Annotated in this window: 14 protein-coding genes; 9 read left to right on the top strand and 5 right to left on the bottom strand. The window is 49.5% G+C overall.

Annotation, left to right across the window (positions count from 1 at the left end; genetic code table 11):
• From IQ235_RS03400 to IQ235_RS03375, 6 genes are all read left to right on the top strand, one after another.
• Nucleotides 1-690, top strand: a 690-nt coding sequence (locus IQ235_RS03400) for a GTP-binding protein (protein ID WP_264320092.1), incomplete at its 5' end; no start/stop codon positions are given.
• Between the two features lie 70 nt (nucleotides 691-760).
• Nucleotides 761-1,429 carry a cytochrome b/b6 domain-containing protein gene (locus IQ235_RS03395; RefSeq protein WP_264320091.1) on the top strand — a complete coding sequence of 223 codons (669 nt, stop codon included), beginning with the start codon at nucleotides 761-763 and terminating at the stop codon, nucleotides 1,427-1,429.
• 500 nt (nucleotides 1,430-1,929) lie between these two features.
• Nucleotides 1,930-4,080 (top strand): PAS domain S-box protein, encoded by a 2,151-nt coding sequence (locus tag IQ235_RS03390; protein ID WP_264320090.1) that lies wholly within the window; start codon nucleotides 1,930-1,932, stop codon nucleotides 4,078-4,080.
• 77 nt (nucleotides 4,081-4,157) lie between these two features.
• Nucleotides 4,158-4,535 carry a response regulator gene (locus tag IQ235_RS03385; protein ID WP_264320089.1) on the top strand — a complete coding sequence of 126 codons (378 nt, stop codon included), beginning with the start codon at nucleotides 4,158-4,160 and terminating at the stop codon, nucleotides 4,533-4,535.
• Between the two features lie 83 nt (nucleotides 4,536-4,618).
• Entirely contained in the window at nucleotides 4,619-5,212 is a 594-nt protein-coding gene (locus tag IQ235_RS03380) for a hypothetical protein (RefSeq protein ID WP_264320088.1), read from the top strand.
• Nucleotides 5,213-5,558: 346 nt separating this feature from the next.
• Entirely contained in the window at nucleotides 5,559-5,873 is a 315-nt protein-coding gene (locus IQ235_RS03375; RefSeq protein ID WP_264320087.1) for a hypothetical protein, read from the top strand.
• A 79-nt stretch (nucleotides 5,874-5,952) separates the two neighbouring features.
• Here IQ235_RS03375 and IQ235_RS03370 read toward each other — a convergent pair whose 3' ends face one another.
• From IQ235_RS03370 to IQ235_RS03355, 4 genes are all read right to left on the bottom strand, one after another.
• Nucleotides 5,953-6,867 carry a class I SAM-dependent methyltransferase gene (locus tag IQ235_RS03370; RefSeq protein ID WP_264320086.1) on the bottom strand — a complete coding sequence of 305 codons (915 nt, stop codon included), beginning with the start codon at nucleotides 6,865-6,867 and terminating at the stop codon, nucleotides 5,953-5,955.
• A gap of 163 nt (nucleotides 6,868-7,030) precedes the next feature.
• On the bottom strand, nucleotides 7,031-7,639 hold the full coding sequence (locus IQ235_RS03365; protein WP_264320085.1) for a pentapeptide repeat-containing protein: 609 nt from the start codon (nucleotides 7,637-7,639) through the stop codon (nucleotides 7,031-7,033).
• A 321-nt stretch (nucleotides 7,640-7,960) separates the two neighbouring features.
• Complete coding sequence (locus IQ235_RS03360; RefSeq protein ID WP_264320084.1) at nucleotides 7,961-8,422, bottom strand: peptidoglycan-binding domain-containing protein; 462 nt, start codon at nucleotides 8,420-8,422, stop codon at nucleotides 7,961-7,963.
• 809 nt (nucleotides 8,423-9,231) lie between these two features.
• A complete protein-coding gene (locus IQ235_RS03355) occupies nucleotides 9,232-10,524 on the bottom strand; it encodes an FG-GAP-like repeat-containing protein (RefSeq protein ID WP_264320083.1) in 1,293 nt (430 codons plus the stop codon).
• Nucleotides 10,525-10,980: 456 nt separating this feature from the next.
• On the opposite strand from IQ235_RS03355, the gene IQ235_RS03350 reads away from it, so the two are divergent.
• From IQ235_RS03350 to IQ235_RS03340, 3 genes are all read left to right on the top strand, one after another.
• On the top strand, nucleotides 10,981-11,211 hold the full coding sequence (locus tag IQ235_RS03350; RefSeq protein WP_264320082.1) for a DUF3134 domain-containing protein: 231 nt from the start codon (nucleotides 10,981-10,983) through the stop codon (nucleotides 11,209-11,211).
• A gap of 183 nt (nucleotides 11,212-11,394) precedes the next feature.
• Nucleotides 11,395-12,513 carry a phospho-N-acetylmuramoyl-pentapeptide-transferase gene (gene mraY, locus IQ235_RS03345; protein ID WP_264320081.1) on the top strand — a complete coding sequence of 373 codons (1,119 nt, stop codon included), beginning with the start codon at nucleotides 11,395-11,397 and terminating at the stop codon, nucleotides 12,511-12,513.
• Nucleotides 12,514-12,854: 341 nt separating this feature from the next.
• Entirely contained in the window at nucleotides 12,855-16,067 is a 3,213-nt protein-coding gene (locus tag IQ235_RS03340; protein ID WP_264320080.1) for an ATP-binding protein, read from the top strand.
• A 69-nt stretch (nucleotides 16,068-16,136) separates the two neighbouring features.
• Here IQ235_RS03340 and IQ235_RS03335 read toward each other — a convergent pair.
• Nucleotides 16,137-16,800, bottom strand: a 664-nt coding sequence (locus IQ235_RS03335; RefSeq protein ID WP_264320079.1) for a phosphonate ABC transporter ATP-binding protein, incomplete at its 5' end; no start/stop codon positions are given.

Genomic DNA, 16,800 nt, shown 5'->3' with positions numbered 1-16,800 from the left:
TGGAGTCGCAGCGATCGGGCAATCGTTACGGATTTGCCGGGGACGACGCGGGATGTGGTGGAATCTCAGTTGGTGGTGGGGGGAATTCCGGTGCAAGTGCTCGATACGGCGGGGATTCGGGACACAGACGATCGTGTCGAACGCATGGGGGTGGAACGCTCTCGCGCGGCGGCCCGGTTGGCGGATTTAGTGTTGCTGGTGCTCGATGCCACCACCGGGTGGACGGCGGCGGATGAGGAAATTTACCGATGGGTGGACGATCTCCCCATACTCGCGATCGTTAATAAAATCGATTTGGTCGAAAGAAACGCGATCGATGGGGCACAAGAACCGGCGATCGTGCCGGCAAATATTGGGGATGAGGGCAAAATTCGTCAGATCGTGCCCACTTCAGCAATGTGCGATCGCGGGATTGAAGACCTCGAAAATGCCATTCTCGCCACCGTACGCGGGGGAAAACTCCAGGCGGCCAATTTGGATTTTGCCATCAACCAACGTCAAGCAGCGGCCCTCTCGCGGGCGAAAGTCTCTTTGCAACAGATGCAACAGACCATTGCTGACGGCTTGCCCTTCGACTTCTGGACGATCGATTTGCGCGGTGCGATTCAAGCCCTGGGGGAAATTACGGGAGATGAGGTGACCGAATCGGTTCTCGATCGAATTTTCAGCCGCTTTTGTATTGGAAAATGATCGAAAAATCGATCGAAGATCGCGATTCTGCTATAGTGCGATCGATTTTTCGATCGGAAGGAATTTCAAGATGTCGCAGTTTCGTCCCTACCAACCTGCTCTACTGCGGATATTACACGGCGTTGCTGCCGTTCTGGTGCTATTGGCGATCGTCTCGGGGTTTTGGGTTTACAACACCTACGATAAACGTTGGGGCAGTGTGGCTTTACCCACCCTCAATGACATTCAAGGGATTCATGGCACGATTGCCGTGACATTCCTCTTGCTTTTTCCCTTTTTTGCGCTCTACAGTTTCCATCTGGGCGATCGTCGTTTGGTTCGATCGCCATCTTTGGCTCAACTCAAACAGGTTGGCAAACCGGTTTGGTGGATATCGATACACCGTCTGGCTAATACATTGATGTTACTGGCGGCAACGTTTGCCCTCGTTACGGGTCGAATGATGAAAGAAGAATGGTTGCCGGCGGGGGAAATCGATCGTCCTTGGTATCTAGCTCATTTAATGGCTTGGATTTGTACGATCGCCAGCCTCGCATTACATCTATTGTTCGGGGCAAAAGTCGGAGGATTGGGACTACTGACCTCAATATTCGGTCGAAAGATGCGAGAAGATGATACGCCACGTTTTTGGCTGCGAGGATTTTGGAAAAATGACTCCGATCCAATTCTAAAAATTATTAAATTTTTGGTGTTTGGAGGCATTTTCTTGGCATTTATTTTGCCTGTTTTTTATTTGTGAAATGTAGTGACTCGGTTCGGCTTTACCATCTCAACATTTGAATACAGGGTACAAAGTCTCGGGTAAATTTCAATCTAGCATATTTCTCATTTTCGCCCTAAGCGGTATGCAGTATGAGTTCCTTTTAATGTCGCTCGCTCGATTTGCGTTCGCCTTGCAGCGACACGATCGTTGCTTCCGGAATTGAACTGAATTTGCCACGCACCGCATCTTCGATATATTCCCTCATCTCATCAAAAGCCATACCCGTCTTTCCTCAGCTATGCCAAGCCATAAATTGTATTTTAATCTTTTTGTTTACAAAACTTAATCTAACTTTATAGGGATTAACGCTGACACAAATGTTGAAAAATCATAAAATACAAGTAAATTAAATTGCAAATTTCAACAATATATTTTATAAAAACGTTATTTAGATCGGTCTATAAATCAGTAATAGAATTCCACCAACAGCAAAGCTCGTTTAATGTGCGTCCCTGCAATTTAATGTCTAACGATCCATGACTGCTGAAGACTTTCCCGCCTCTGAGGTAATGCCCGAAACGTTTCAACTTTTAGCAAGGATTGCCCTGCGGATTCGTCAGTCTCTCGATCTCGACGAGATTCTCAACGAAACAGTGGCTCAGGTGCGCGAGTTACTAGATGTCGATCGAGCGCTCGTTTATCGCTTTCATCCCGATTGGAGCGGTTCTGTGGCTGTGGAATCCGTTACAGAAACGACTCACTCTATTCTCGATCGAGTCATCACCGATCCATGTTTTGAGAAAGCTTGGTTCGATCCCCACCGACGGGGACGCACCCGAGCCATCAAAGATATTCGCGTCGCTCAGATGAGCGAATGCTATCGCGAATTTCTCGCGTCGTTTCAGGTCAGAGCAAATTTAGCCGTTCCGATTATTCTGAGTTTGCCCGCCCCAAATCTCGAAAGCCCAAATCCGGAAAGATTGTGGGGATTACTCATCGCCCACCAATGCGATCGTCCTCGCCAGTGGAAGAGTCAAGACATCGAGTTTCTCGAGCAACTGGCAACGCAAGTCGCCATCGCTATTCACCAATCCGAACTGCTCCGTCAAACTCAAAGGGAACTCGAAGAGCGCAAGCAAGCCGAAGTAGCACTGCAACAGCTCAATCAAAAACTCGAAAGCCGAGTGGAACAACGTAATGTGGCTCTACAAGAAAGCGAACGGCGGTTTCGTTCTTTCTTTGAATCGGCACCGGATTTTCTCTATGTTCTCGATTCCCGAGGAATCATCGAGCAAGTGAACCCCGTCGCAGTTGAGAAGTCCGGATACACGGAAGCGGAACTCATCGGTCGTTGCTTGGGGGAATTTTTGACCCCAGAAGGCCGAGAACTGGGTCAACAACAGTTTGCCACCTTAATTGAAAAAGGGTCTGTGCGTCAGGAGTTCGATTTCGTCTGTAAAGATGGCAGGCGGCTGGTGATGGACTCTTCAAGTTCTTTAGTGCGGGACGAAAGTGGTTCCCCCGACTATATTTTGGTGGTGCAACGGGACATCAGCGATCGCAAAGCAGCCGAGGCGGTATTGCACGAATCTAACCGACGCTGGCAAACTTTGCTCGATAACGTACAGCTTATCGTCATCGGACTCCACAAAGATGGCACGGTGGAGTACGTCAATCCGTTTTTTTTGAAGCTGACGGGATACGATCGGTCGGATATTCTCGGGCAAGATTGGTTTGGGACGGTCTTACCACAATACCAAACAGCCCAAGTGTACCAAGTCTTTCAGGAAATTCTAACGCAAAATCTTCACCCTCACTACCAGAACTCGATTTTGACCAAATCTGGTGAAGAGCGGATTATTGCTTGGAATAATACTCGGCTGCAAGGGATGGGAGGAAAAGCCGTGGGGACGCTCAGTATTGGCGAGGATGTGACGGAACGCTACGCGATTTCTCGAATGAAAGATGAATTTACTGCGGTGGTCAGTCACGAACTGCGAACGCCGCTAACGGCGATTCACGGGGGATTGAACTTGCTCTCGACGGGTCTGGTGGACGCGAGTGGCGATCGAGGAGAGCACATCATCCAAATTGCCGCGAGCAGTACCGAACGTTTGGTGCGTTTGGTTAATGATATCTTGGAACTGGAACGGTTGGAATCGGGGAAAATCCAACTGGTCAAAGAATCGATAAAAGTCTCCGCTCTCTTGCAACAAGCAACAGAGCAAATGCAGGTGATTGCCAATCGTGCTGGAGTGACGCTTGAGGTTTTCGACATCAATGCATACTGTTGGGTCGATCGCGATCGAATGACTCAAGTGCTAATTAATTTGCTCGGCAACGCGATCGAATTTTCTGCAAGAGGCTCGACGGTTTGCTTGAGTGCCACATTGATGGATGCGGTGGGGACGATCTGGTTTGAAGTGCGCGATCGCGGTCGGGGGATTCCGGCGGACAAACTCGAAACGATCTTCGAGCGCTTCCATCAAGTGGATGCCTCCGATTCCCGAAAAAAAGGAGGGACGGGGTTGGGTTTAGCTATTTGTCGCAGCATTGTCGAGCAGCACGGGGGACAAATTTGGGCCCACAGTACGTTAGGTGTCGGCAGCAGTTTTTATTTTACCGTACCCCAGGGGGAAGAAGCGCCGGAATCGGGAGATGGGGAGATGGAAAAACGGGTAGAATAGCGACTCACTCACTTTCAATTGTCCGTTTGCTTAACTTCTGCTTCCCATTTGTAATTGACAATTAACTCAGGGCAAATATGAGCAAGCAAATTTTAATTGTCGATGATGACGATGCCGTGCGAGAGATCGTGCAGTATTGCCTAGAAGCGGCAGCGGGATGGGAGGTGTTGATGGCAGCTTCCGGTCGCGAGGGGTTGGCGGTAGCACGATCGCAGCAACCCGATGCTATTTTGTTGGATGTGATGATGCCGGATATGGACGGACTGGAGACGTTGCGACAGTTGCAAGGGGATAAGACGACTCAAGATATTCCAACGATTTTACTGACGGCTAAAGCTCGAATTGGCGATCGACAGCAGTTACAGAGCTTGGGAGTTGCGGGTACCATTTCTAAACCATTCGAGGCCGTGAGTTTGGTGGAACAGGTGAGATCGCTCCTCCATTGGGATGAGTAATCGATCGCAAAATCCTCACAATTCTTGTTTATGGTAAGCCTGTAACCAGACTGATTATCGGTCGAATCTTAGGTTCGCAAAGCGTGCGTTTTAATCCTGTCAAGGTTTTTAGCCTAGTGCGAGCCTATTTTTCCGGATTTTTGACGATCGCGTTCTATTTCAAAGCAGATGTATTTATGTTGAGTGCGACCATCGTTACTGCCTCTAGGAACAGTATTTGCGAGCCGCAGACCGCAGCCAACATGAACAAGCATGAAGACCGCGAGTTGTCTATGTATATTGAGTTATCCGTCGAGATTTTAAAAACTCAAGACCGAAAAGCGATCGAGTTTCTCAAGAATTTTCTCGCGATACTTCCGAGTCTGACAGAGATTTCAATGGTTCTGACTGCGGCGATCGAGCAGCTCGCTCAAACCGATCCTGAAAGCTGCCGTTGGATTTTACGTAACCCTCGGGAGCTAATGCCAGAACTCGACTTGCTGTCTTTGGGTCAACAAGTGCTCCGGTCTCAGCTAAAAACCGAAAGAATATTACCAAAGACAGATTTTTTTTTCGATGAAAATGCTAGAATGGTATTGAGAAAAGAGATAAAAGAAAGACTCATGACCAACAGCAATAAAGCTGAAAGTTTGATTCTTGAAGAAATGATTTCTACGTTCGAGCGAGCCGATAAATAACAGATATATCGGTTCTCTATTGCCTAATGTAGTTAAATTTGACGATCTAAATTTGTAAGTTTTTTACGAATCAACTAAAGCTTACAAATCTAAAAAGCGTTCTGGAAATTAAAGCTCTAGCATTCCATTCGTGTTTTATGCTTTGAGCATTGAATTATTTCTGAAAAGATTCCTCATTTTAGACAAGAACGTTTCCATTGGAAACTTCGATCCATCTGGGGAAATCCTCTAGAGTCTGGGACTCAAACAAATATAAAATACAGGATTCGCTGGGAAAACAAACGATTGCGAATCTTGTTAATTCGAGAATACCGGTCTTGGGTGTATAAACTTGGAGAAACTAAAAATGACAGCAATTCTAACAGTTGTAACTGAGGAAGTCGAGCATATTCTCAATATTTATTATGAGGCTGACGAAAGAGAGACACTCAGGGCAAATCAGCTAAGAGCCAGACTCATCGACTACGTGATGAATCGGATTCAAGTCGATCTGTCGATGCGGGTCTACTTATCCCCTCGGTCTGCAAAATTGCGTTTTCCCTATCGCTCTCTAGAACTGCGCCTTAAAGTAGAAAATTACGCTCGTGCCGGATTTAGGCACCTGGTACGAACTCCGGTAGATATCACACACCATTCTGACCGTCGGACTCAACTGGCTTAAATTCTCTCAACTGGCTTAAATTCTCTCAACTGGGTTAGATTGCGATCGGGTGAGTTCCGTTCGAGTGTCCGTCCAAAACTCATGACGACTTCGCATACGAACTGACCGACGCGATAATCGTCCGATGGCGGGGGCTGTTACAATCGATCGTCGGCTTGTTAAACCCTGCTTGCACCATTGCTTCGGACAAATCTAGGGAAAAATATTCGTCTAGCCAGGGTTCCGTACTTTTGAGTAAGGTAAAGACGTAAGGTGGCATTTTGGTAAACGCCTCCGACTGGGGGTTCATCTCCATGATGGCGAGATGTCCCCTGGGGCGTAACAGCCGTCTGGCTTCCTTGAGAATGGCACGAGTTGCCGACTGGGGGAGTTCGTGACAGACCAAGAATAGCGAGACTAAATCGAAGGATGCAGCGGGCAGTCCTGTCTTTTCTCCGGCGGCGTGTACCCAGCGAACGGGGTGAGGAACGTCAGGATAACGGTGTTGAGATTGGTAAGCAGCAACCGCGAGGAAATAGGGGGATAGATCTACCCCCGAAATTTGAGCTTCGGGGTACGTCTGTTGTAGAGCGAAAGTACTCAAACCGACACCACAACCGATATCGACGATATCTTTGGGTGGGTTCGGAAGGTGTGCCAAAACTAAATCGTGGTAACTTTGGCGCAGCTTTTGGTCTCCTTTCGCCCCCGCTTCGGGCCAAATTTTGGCATGAACGGCTTTGGCTGCCACCTCCAATTCCGTTGCGGCTTCCCAGTTAAGGTTTCCCGTTTCGTAGGCGTGGAAAGAATTGAGGTAGTAATCGGGATAGGTGAGACTGGGGTCGTGCAAGCGATCGAATTGGGTGCCTAGATTTTGCGATCGCAGGGTTGCCGCTTCCTCTCGCCAAGGAACGCCGAGACTTTCCGCACGATCGATCATCATTTTACGGGCTTGATGTTTGGCTAAATTCGCCAGAGGCTTAATGGATAAAACCCCATTCACCACGCGTGACATCAGTCCCCGCTTCGATTTTGTTGCCGTTGCCACCATAGCCAGATTGAGAAAACGCGATTTAGATTTAGAGTTCAAACCTAGCGCGATCGGGTTATTTTTTGAAGGGGTTCGACAAGATTGCTTACAATTAGTCGCCAATTAGCCGCTAATTAGCCGCTGTTGGTTACCGACAACCCAAACTCTCGCGGGTGGATATTCCGGTAATCGGATTGATACCGGATGCGCGCTCGCACATCAGAGATATTTGATAGCGATCGAGAATCGAACCGGAAAAATCTGCTCCGGTAATGTCGGTTCCGGCAAAGCTGCTACTGGTGGCAATCGCATCGGTAAAAATCGTGTTGGTGAGATTCGCGCGATCGAAAAGGACGCGATCGGCAAAGGATTCCGAGAGATCGGCATCGGAGAGATCGGAATCAACCAGAGAGCCTTTCGTAAAAATTGCCCCTTTCAGATTTGCCCCGTGAAAGTTAACCCCGAGCATATTCGCACCGGCAAAAGCACTGCCTTCCAAATCTCGATCGGAAAAATCTCGGTATTTCAAGTCAGTGAGGGTATAGTTGACGGTATTTTCTTTCGCCCAAGCTGGGGAAATGCCAAGGGTAAACCCCCAGAAGGTTAGCAAGAGAATGGCGATCGAGAGAATCTGGGGCACGCGAATGGCGATTCGGTTTCGACCGGTTAGAGGTTTAGGGTTGAGATAGGAAGAGGAGGAGGCTGGCAGGGCGATCGATTGAAGATTTCGACCCAGGAGAGTGAAATTTAAACGCATACGAGCTTGGAAGTGCAGCTATAGGTATTGTGAGAAGTCGAAACTTGGAAGACTTGCGATGCGATCGGAACGCGATTTTTATTTTAAACCTTAATGGTCGGTGAAGGGTTAAAGCCCCAGGGCATTCGGACTATTACCTTCGTTAAGAAATCGTTCGGGTTAAATCTAGATGTTTCTAGCTGCATAGATACTTCGATCGTGGGGCTTTAGCTCGGGAAAGAGCGAACAGCGATCGAATTGCGAATCTAAAAAAAAATGGCGATCGTTTTCTAGTGACGATCGCCACGAACTAAGACTTTAAAGTCAATTTTAAAAACGAGATTAGTCGTGAAATTCTTGGAATAACATCTCCCAGGTTTGGTTACCAACAATTCCATCAGGGACTAAACTGTAGCGACGCTGAAATTTCTTAACAGCAGCTTCAGTCTCCGTACCAAAAATACCATCGGAGGCAATTTGAGAACCAAAGTAGTTCAATAAATCTTGTAGGTATTCAACTTTGTCTCCTTTGCTTCCCAAACGCAAGATGGGTAAGCCTGGATTTGAAATGACCTCGGCAAGACGATTCCAAGTCTGTTGACCGACAATACCATCGATCGTGAGTCCGTATTCAGATTGGAAAGTTTTAACGGTGGCAATCGTTTTCGCTCCAAAAATTCCATCAACCTCAAGCTGTGCTCCGTAGATATAGTTGAGAGTATTTTGTAAGTATTTTACATCGTCACCAATACTTCCTTGACTTAAGGTCGGGAAGGTTCTGGGAGCTTCTTTTACGACAGTCATGATTTAATCCTCTAATCGAGTTTCTGGGGATGTTTCATTCGATAGTTTTACTGTAGAAACTTCTAACGCTTTACCCAATACAGTTCGTGCCACTTCTGACTTATCGACACGATCTCAGAAATTTTTGAGTTGTTCTAATGCTCTGTACTACTGATGAAGCTTAGGAAAGTACCCCGAAGTGAGAAAATGCCAGTTAGTCGATCGGTCTATGCTTGTCTCTAGCTCGAAGAGGATGTCTGTGGAAAACGACTGAGGGCGCGATGGCATGGGGAAAAGGAAACAGTCTGAGGATCTCACCTCGGAAAATTGATAAGTTCAACCTCCCTGTCACCTCAACTCCGTTTCGATTTTCTAATATCTGCCCAAATTTACTCGAAATTTGAGGAGCGATCGTATGGGTTTTGTGAAACGAGTTGTCAGGGGTTACAGCGACTTGGTAGTATTAAGTGAATTAATACCGCATGGTTGGGTTAATATTTGTAGCTACTTACGCTTTCGACACTCCGATCGAGTACCAGAAGTCTTATTTTTCGTCAAATCGCTTCGATCGAGCTCCCTAAAAGATCGAGTGATGTGCACAAATTTTTCTCGAAGCGATCGAATGGGTGCTTGACAAAAACCATAAAATATGAAGCGGGCTATTAATTTGGGAACGATCGAGATCGAATGAGTGTTGATGTTTCATGAGGTGAATCGTGCGATCTCGATCGTTCCTCCCATATTCCATAACTATCCATTTGTATTCCCGTTCCTCATTCCCCGTTCCCGGTCTGGGCTATCGATTTTAGACGCACACCAGCTCGTTCCGTTTAAGAAACCGTCACGAAATTGCCCCGCAACTGGTCTGGGGAGGTCACAGACACTAATCCCAGTACCAAATTCGTCCCGGCGACAGAAATTGCAATACTAATCGGCACGTTCGGACTGACTGCAACCGTAACCACTTCAAACGTCAGATTAGCTTCGGTAAACCCTTGCGTCAAGCCAATTTTATCCACTCCCGGCTGAAAATCGGTGATGGCATCCACCCGCAGAAAATCCAGCTCGTTGTTAATGGTGACGCCCTTTTCTACAGGGAAGACCAGTGTATCGCTCCCTTCACCGCCCACCAATAGGTCTCGACCAAAGCCCCCATCAAGCAAATCGTCTCCAGCCCCCCCATCGAGAAAATCGTCTCCCAACTGACCCAGAAGGCGATCGTTTTCCGAATCTCCCAGAATCGCATCGTCTCCCAATCCACCGAGGAGTTCGTCAGCGCCCGCGCCGCCCGAAATAAAATCGCCTCCCAAACTGCCCGCGAGCGTATCTTCTGCGGGAGTGCCGACAATGCTCGTCCCGGCAATGAAAATATCCGAACTCGGCGCTTCCCATTCCGGAGTCAGCGGCGGCAAAATCACCACATCCGTTAACGCCGTCCCATCCATCAACCAAATCTGATTGTCCCCGGTGCCGAAATTGCGAACGTGCAAGTCGTCGAGTCCGTCGCGATTGAAGTCTCCCGCACTTTCGATACGCCATTCCAAAGGAGGAAGAATCGGTAGCGGTGCATCGCCAATTAAAGTGGTTCCATTCATGAACCAAACCGCATTTTCACCGCTATTAAAATTGCGCCAGACGATATCCTCCCAACCGTCTCCATTAAAATCTCCCGTAGCTTGGATGCGCCACGCAATATCGGGATTGGTAGATAAACTCACCACTTCCGATATTGCCGTACCGTTCATCGTCCAAATCTGGTTTTCCCCGGTGACGTAATTCCGCCACAGCAAATCTCCGTTCCCGTCGCCGTTAAAATCCGTTACTCCTTCGATATGCCACTCGGGTCCGGGAACCGGCGGTAGACTCTCGGCACCGATAACGGCGCCTTCATCCATCAGCCAGAGAAAATTTTCTCCGGTAGAGTGGCTGCGCCAAACCACATCCTCAGAGCCATCGCCATTAAAGTCTCCCGTCCCCGACAAGCGCAAAAATCGATCGAAAACCGCTGGCAGGGGAATACCATTGGTGACGAGAGTCCCATTCATCAGCCAGATAACATGACTCCCGCGATCGGTATCGCGCCAGAGAATATCGGGGTTGCCATCACGGTTGAAGTCGGACATATTTTTTTAGAGATCGGATTATCAGTGACAGGCGCGGGCTTATCGATGCCTAGCTAGACGCAAACAGCCGGTGTTGGGTTCGGAGTATTTCCCAAACTTTTTCGGCAGTTGTTTTCCAGGGCGATCGCCAGTGCCGGTATCGGAAAGTTCCCACAGCATTACAAAACAATAGACCCGTTCTGTATCTTAGCGGTTCCACTGCATTTAGGGCAGATCCGAGCAGAACCAATATCTGACAAAGAGAAGACGTTATTGCCGGAAAAGTTGAATGAGCCTCAGTAATCAGATATATAGCTGCCAGTTCGAGTTCGGTATCGCAATCGCCAGGTCAAGGGGAGACATCGCGAGGCGAAACCTTTTTAAACCTTTAACACTTCCTGTCAGGTGCGACGGGGCATCCGTTTGATACGATGAGGTAAGTACAATTGCCACCCCATAACGTAAAAACCAAAGCCTATGAGCCAGCTCAACAATCCTTCCCTCAAACAACTCCCCCGACACGAAGCAGCTGAGGTGATTCCGTTAAATCAAGAAACATCCATCCTCGATTGGTTGCAAGCAACAGGACGCCTCATTCCCCGCGATGAAGACGAACAAGCCTCATCCCAACAAGATGAAGGTCTCGATGGTTTGATCGTCGAAGATGATGTCTCTTTCGAGGAAGAAGAAGACGATGATGATGCGTAAATAGAATAATTTCGTCGATCGTTTGTCATCTTGGTAGCGCCCGCCAGTTCGATCGACCTTGAAAAGGGATAGCGTTTTCAGCCTACCTCAGCTAGGATAGCGGTGAAACGGGCGATGATATGGAATAATAATTTCCGGAGTTGACATTCGCCTTTTCCGGTGTGTAAGGAGTCAAAAAATTTCGTGGATACCAACTTTTACAGCAGGCGAATCCAGGTCTCAGGGACTGCTCTATCAGTATGCTTGGGCATTGGCTTGAGTATAGCGGCCTTTGCCTTAGACTGGGAAGCCGAGCGGTTGACTTCTCTGGCTTCATCTTTAGTTCTACCCCTATTGCTTTGTGCTGCAGCTTGTGCGAGTCTCGGATATTGGGCAATTCCCCTCCTCCAAGCCCTCAAAACCGGTCAAGTGATTCGCGCAGATGGGCCGCAAGCGCATTTAAAAAAAGCGGGAACGCCGACGATGGGAGGAATTTTTTTCGTTCCCACCGCTGTCGCGATCGCCATCTTGTGGTCGGGATTTTCCCCAACGGTTGCCCCCGCCGATATGACCCTTCTGTTAGCGGTCTCTCTACTGACCCTATCCTACGGGGCGATCGGGTGGATCGATGACTGGCAGGTTATTCGCCGCAAATCCAACAAAGGCATCTCTGCGAAGATGAAACTGGCCTTACAAGTGGGATTTGGGGCGATATTTTGTTATTGGCTCAGTCTCCAACCCAATTTCGAGGGTTTAACTTCCATTACCATACCGTTAGGTGTCTCGATTCCCTTGGGAATTCTCTTCTTACCCCTGGCGGGATTCGTCCTCGTCGCTGAGAGCAACGCCACCACCTTGACCGATGGAGTAGACGGCTTGATGGGAGGCACCGGTGCGATCGCCTTTTTGGGACTCGGTGCGGTAGTCGCCCCATCTTCTCCCGCCTTAGCCACCTTCTGTGCTTGCATGAGCGGCGGATGTTTGGGTTTCCTCGTCCACAACCGGAACCCGGCACAAGTGTTCATGGGAGATACCGGTTCTCTACCCCTCGGTGCGGCTTTGGCTGCCGTCGGAATTACCACAAACCACCTATTTGCTCTGTTCGTACTCAGCGGGTTGTTTTTTGTCGAAACCCTATCGGTCATTCTCCAAGTCGGATATTACAAAGCCACCAAAAATGCAGACGGTGTTGGTAAGCGATTGTTCCGGATGGCTCCTTTACACCACCACCTCGAACTGTCTGGGTGGACGGAACGTCAAGTTGTTGGGATGTTTTATCTCGTGGTTGCGGTGCTTGCGTGTACCAGTATCGCCTGGTTTTAGGGGGAAAAATGCTTCGAGGGCAACCCAAGCGGATATCGATGGCTAGATGAGGGTATAAATGAAATGGTAATTCTCTCATTTGTTTAATCGAAAAAACAGATCGGAAGCCATCGATCGAGCGCGGGAGCATTGAAGCAATTTCGCGACCCCAATACCTGAGTTTGGGTGCGTTGAAGATTCGGAAGCGACCGGCTACAGGCAAAAAAATAGAGATAACGATTTGGAGAGCTACCGCAGACCTAACCTCGACGGTCGGAATTTTCTGGTTCAATATACTATTCTGTGAAAATCCGTAAAAACGTTTCACGGAATTAGGCGATCCGAAATCCGGTCGAATCAGAATGATCCTGCCATCCCGCATCGCGAACCGAATTTCCCGAAAGTGTCACCTGCGAAGCGTCTCCATCGTTCCCTTTGTCGTTATCGTCGTCACTGTGGGATTAACCGGCTGGCTGTCCTTTCGCAGCGGACAAGCCGCCATTCGGGATGTGGCGGAAGAGTTAGCCTCAGAGATCGGCGATCGCATTAGCGACAACGTCCGAGCCTACACCGAAGTCTCTCTCCTCTTCCTGCAAATGAAAGCAGCCCAGGTGAAATCGGGCGCACTGGATTTGGAAGATTTTGATGTCCTCGAACAACAATTTTGGGATGCAACGCAGCTGACTCGGGCCGTATCTTTCATGTATTACGCCAATGAGGGGGGCGAGTTTATCGGGGTGAATCGCTACCGTCGAGAGCGTCCGGTTCTCTGGATACTCGAGAAGCCAGATCTTCCCCAGCGGCATTACTATCAACTCGACGAACCTGGCGATCGCACTCGGTTCTTGCACCGCGAACCCTACGATCCTCGCACCCGGTCCTGGTATCGAGAAGCCGCCGCCGCCGGTCAACTCACCTGGTCTTCTATCTATCCCGACTTTACCCGCCCCATTTTGGTCATCAGTCCCACGTTGCCCATCTACACCAACGCGGGCGATTTACAGGGGGTACTCGCCGTAGATTTAACCCTAGAGCAAATTGGGGAATTTTTAGCCGATCTACAAATCGGTCGATCCGGTCAGGCTTTTATCGTCGAACCTTCCGGAAACCTCGTTGCCAGTTCCGATGGTCAGTTGCCTTTTGTAGAGAAGGAAGGCCGAAGACGGCGACTCCACGCCACCCAAAGCCCCAATCTCGATATTCGAGCGGTTGCTCGATACTTACAACAGCAGTTTGGCAGCTTCAATGACATTCGAGGGGAACACCAACTCGTCTTTGAGATCGAGAAAACTCGAAAATTTGTCAATATCACTCGCTTTGAGGACGATCGAGGTTTGGATTGGTCGATCGTGGTGGTGGTTCCCGAAGCGGATTTTATGGATCGAATTGCAGCCAATACCCGTAACACTATCGTGCTGTGTCTGGTGGCTCTGGGAGTCACCGCCACTATGGGACTGTTGAGCGCCCGCTACATCACCCGACCGATTCTTCAGGTCATCGAAGCCAGCCGCCAAATTGCTAGCGGTCGGTTTGCTCCCCCAGTCGAAGCTCGAGGGATCGTCGAACTCGAAGTGCTCGCGCGCGCCTTCAACAAGATGAGTGCCGACATCAAGCGCTCCCACGCCCAACTCACCGGTCGATCGCAATCCCTCGAACGTAAAGTCCGAGAACGCACCCGAGAACTCGAGGAGCAAATCCGCCTCAGCGAAGCCGCTCACCGAACCCTCGCCGAAACCAGCGCGCGTTTGCGCGAATCGGAAGCCAAATTCTCCACGGCCTTTCGCTGCACCCCGCACCCCATTACGATCACCCGACTTAGCGACGGACGCCATATCGAAGTCAACGATAACTTTCTTGCCGTTACCGGGTATTGTCTTGAGGAAGTTCTCGATCGTACGGCCCTCGATCTTAATCTGTGGGTGGATACGAGCAATCGGGTACGCCTGTTTGAAATTCTCGAATCCGAGGGAAAAATTGGCAATCTCGAGTTCGAGTTTCGCACCAAATCCGGCAAGGTGAAGACGGCTTTACTCTCCTGCGAAATTATCGACCTCGCCTCAGAGAAATGCCTGCTTTCGGTCACTACCGATATTACCGATCGCAAGCAAACGGAAATCGCACTCGAAAAAGCCAAGGATGCTGCCGAAAAGGCCAACCGCACCAAGAGCGAATTCCTTGCTAATATGAGCCACGAATTGAGAACCCCCCTCAATGCCATTCTCGGCTTCAGCCAACTGATGGCTCGAAACCGGGCACTTGCCTCCGGCGCGCGGGAACTGGGAATTATTAACCGCAGTGGCGAACACTTGCTCGAACTGATTAACGACATTTTGGAAATGTCTAAAATCGAAGCCGGACGGACGACTTTTAACGAAACCGCGTTCGATTTGTACCCCTTGCTCGATACCCTTGCAGAAATGTTTGCCCTCAAAGCCCAAACGAAGGGACTCACGCTCATTTTCGATCGCGACCCCGAAACCCCTCGCTACGTCAAAACAGATTGCAGCAAACTGCGCCAAGTCCTGATCAATCTCCTCGGAAATGCGATCGAATTTACCACCACCGGGACAGTAATGCTCGGTGTCGGGCCCCGAGAAGATACCCCTTATTCCGATCCCATCTGGTTGCAATTTTCCACCAGCGATACCGGTCCGGGCATTGCTCCTCAAGAACTCGACAGTATTTTCGATCCCTTCGTCCAAACCAGCACCGGACAGCAAACCCAAAGTGGGACGGGTTTGGGTTTGCCCATCGGTCGTCAGTTCGTTCGGTTGATGGGGGGAGAACTGCAAGTTTGCAGTTCGTTGGGCGAAGGCAGCCAGTTCTACTTTGAGATTCCCGTGCGCCTCGTTGAAATGGATGAAGTCGAAACCCCGACATCCTCTCGACAGGTGGTGGGCCTCGAACCCGGTCAACCGGACTATCGAATTCTGGTGGTCGATGACGTGATGGAAAATCGACTGCTGCTGGTGCGAATACTCGAATCCGTCGGCTTGAACGTTTTTGAAGCCGCCAACGGCCGGGAGGCGATCGAAGTCTGGGAAACTCATCGACCGCACTTAATTTGGATGGATTTGCGAATGCCGGTGATGGATGGATACGAAGCTACGCGGCAAATTCGATCGCGGGAACAACAATATAGAGAAGGGGCGATGGAAACTCAAACGGCGATCGTTGCCCTTACCGCCAGCGTATTGACCCAGAAGCGAGAGTTTGTCATTGCTGCTGGCTGCGACGATTATGCCATCAAACCTTTTTCCGAAGCAACGATTTGGCAGAAGATGGCCGAGCATCTCGGCATTCGCTACCTGTATGAAGAAGAAGAAGATAAAGATGGAGATTTACCCTCCAAAGCCGAACCTATTTCCCAACTGACGCGGGAACATCTATTGGTGATGCCGCCACAGTGGATCGCTCGATTGCATCAAGCCACCCTAGCGGGGGACGATCTTCTCGCCATCGAATTGATCGGAGAAATTCCGACCTTTCACGAACCCCTCGCGATCGCCTTGACAGATTTAGTCGAAAATTTCTGTTTTAATCTTCTGGGGGAACTAACCCAAGAGCAGAGATAGGCAGACACAGAGACGGGGAGAGAAGAAAAATAAGAACATTCTTCGTTGTCCATCGCCCCCCAGCCTCTTCTACCTCTCGACTCTCGCCCCGTATCCAGACGAATCGAGACAATACAACTCTTCGAGCTGTGCCGAAGATAGCTCTTGGCTGGGGACATCGAAGATGATGCGTCCGCGACGCAAACCGATAATGCGATCGCAATGACTGCGGGCAAATTCGATTTCGTGCAGGCTCATGACCAAGGTTTTGCCCATTTTGCGACTCAAATCGACGAGCAAATCCAGAACTTCTCGACTATTTTCTCGATCGAGACTCGAAATCGGCTCGTCAGCCAGAATAGCAGTGGGGTTTTGCACCAAGACCCTAGCGATCGCCACTCGCTGCTGCTGACCTCCTGAAAGTCGATCGGTGCGTTCGTAAAGTTTATCGGGAATTCCCACTTGGGTCAGGGCGATTGTTGCAGTCTCGACTCCCAACGGCCAAAATAAAGACAGAGCCGCCTCGAGTGGGGACCACCGACCGAGCTGACCGGCATTGACGTTGTGGATCGTCCGCATTCGACCGACTAAGTTAAATTGCTGATAGATCGTTCCTACCTGTCGTTGTAAGACCCGTAACTGCTGGGGAGTCAGTTGGGCTAAAGAACGACCGAGCACCCTCACTATTCCGAGATCGGGAACTCGCGTTCCATTGAGTAAGCTCAGTAGGGTACTTTTGCCCGCCCCGCTCGAC

Origin of the sequence: Zarconia navalis LEGE 11467, assembly GCF_015207075.1 — a bacterium.
In the GTDB taxonomy this organism is placed as follows: Bacteria; Cyanobacteriota; Cyanobacteriia; order Cyanobacteriales; family Geitlerinemataceae; genus Zarconia; species Zarconia navalis.
This window is presented reverse-complemented; position numbering and strand designations above follow the sequence as displayed.

What these genes read in the sequence shown, in the direction of transcription:
- IQ235_RS03360 (WP_264320084.1), bottom strand. Translation starts at nt 8,422, where the DNA reads ATGACTGTCGTAAAAGAAGCTCCCAGAACCTTCCCGACCTTAAGTCAA.
- IQ235_RS03350 (WP_264320082.1), top strand. Translation starts at nt 10,981, where the DNA reads ATGAGCCAGCTCAACAATCCTTCCCTCAAACAACTCCCCCGACACGAA.
- IQ235_RS03340 (WP_264320080.1), top strand. Translation starts at nt 12,855, where the DNA reads ATGATCCTGCCATCCCGCATCGCGAACCGAATTTCCCGAAAGTGTCAC.
- IQ235_RS03355 (WP_264320083.1), bottom strand. Translation starts at nt 10,524, where the DNA reads ATGTCCGACTTCAACCGTGATGGCAACCCCGATATTCTCTGGCGCGAT.
- IQ235_RS03395 (WP_264320091.1), top strand. Translation starts at nt 761, where the DNA reads ATGTCGCAGTTTCGTCCCTACCAACCTGCTCTACTGCGGATATTACAC.
- IQ235_RS03370 (WP_264320086.1), bottom strand. Translation starts at nt 6,867, where the DNA reads ATGTCACGCGTGGTGAATGGGGTTTTATCCATTAAGCCTCTGGCGAAT.
- IQ235_RS03375 (WP_264320087.1), top strand. Translation starts at nt 5,559, where the DNA reads ATGACAGCAATTCTAACAGTTGTAACTGAGGAAGTCGAGCATATTCTC.
- IQ235_RS03365 (WP_264320085.1), bottom strand. Translation starts at nt 7,639, where the DNA reads ATGCGTTTAAATTTCACTCTCCTGGGTCGAAATCTTCAATCGATCGCC.
- IQ235_RS03385 (WP_264320089.1), top strand. Translation starts at nt 4,158, where the DNA reads ATGAGCAAGCAAATTTTAATTGTCGATGATGACGATGCCGTGCGAGAG.
- IQ235_RS03390 (WP_264320090.1), top strand. Translation starts at nt 1,930, where the DNA reads ATGACTGCTGAAGACTTTCCCGCCTCTGAGGTAATGCCCGAAACGTTT.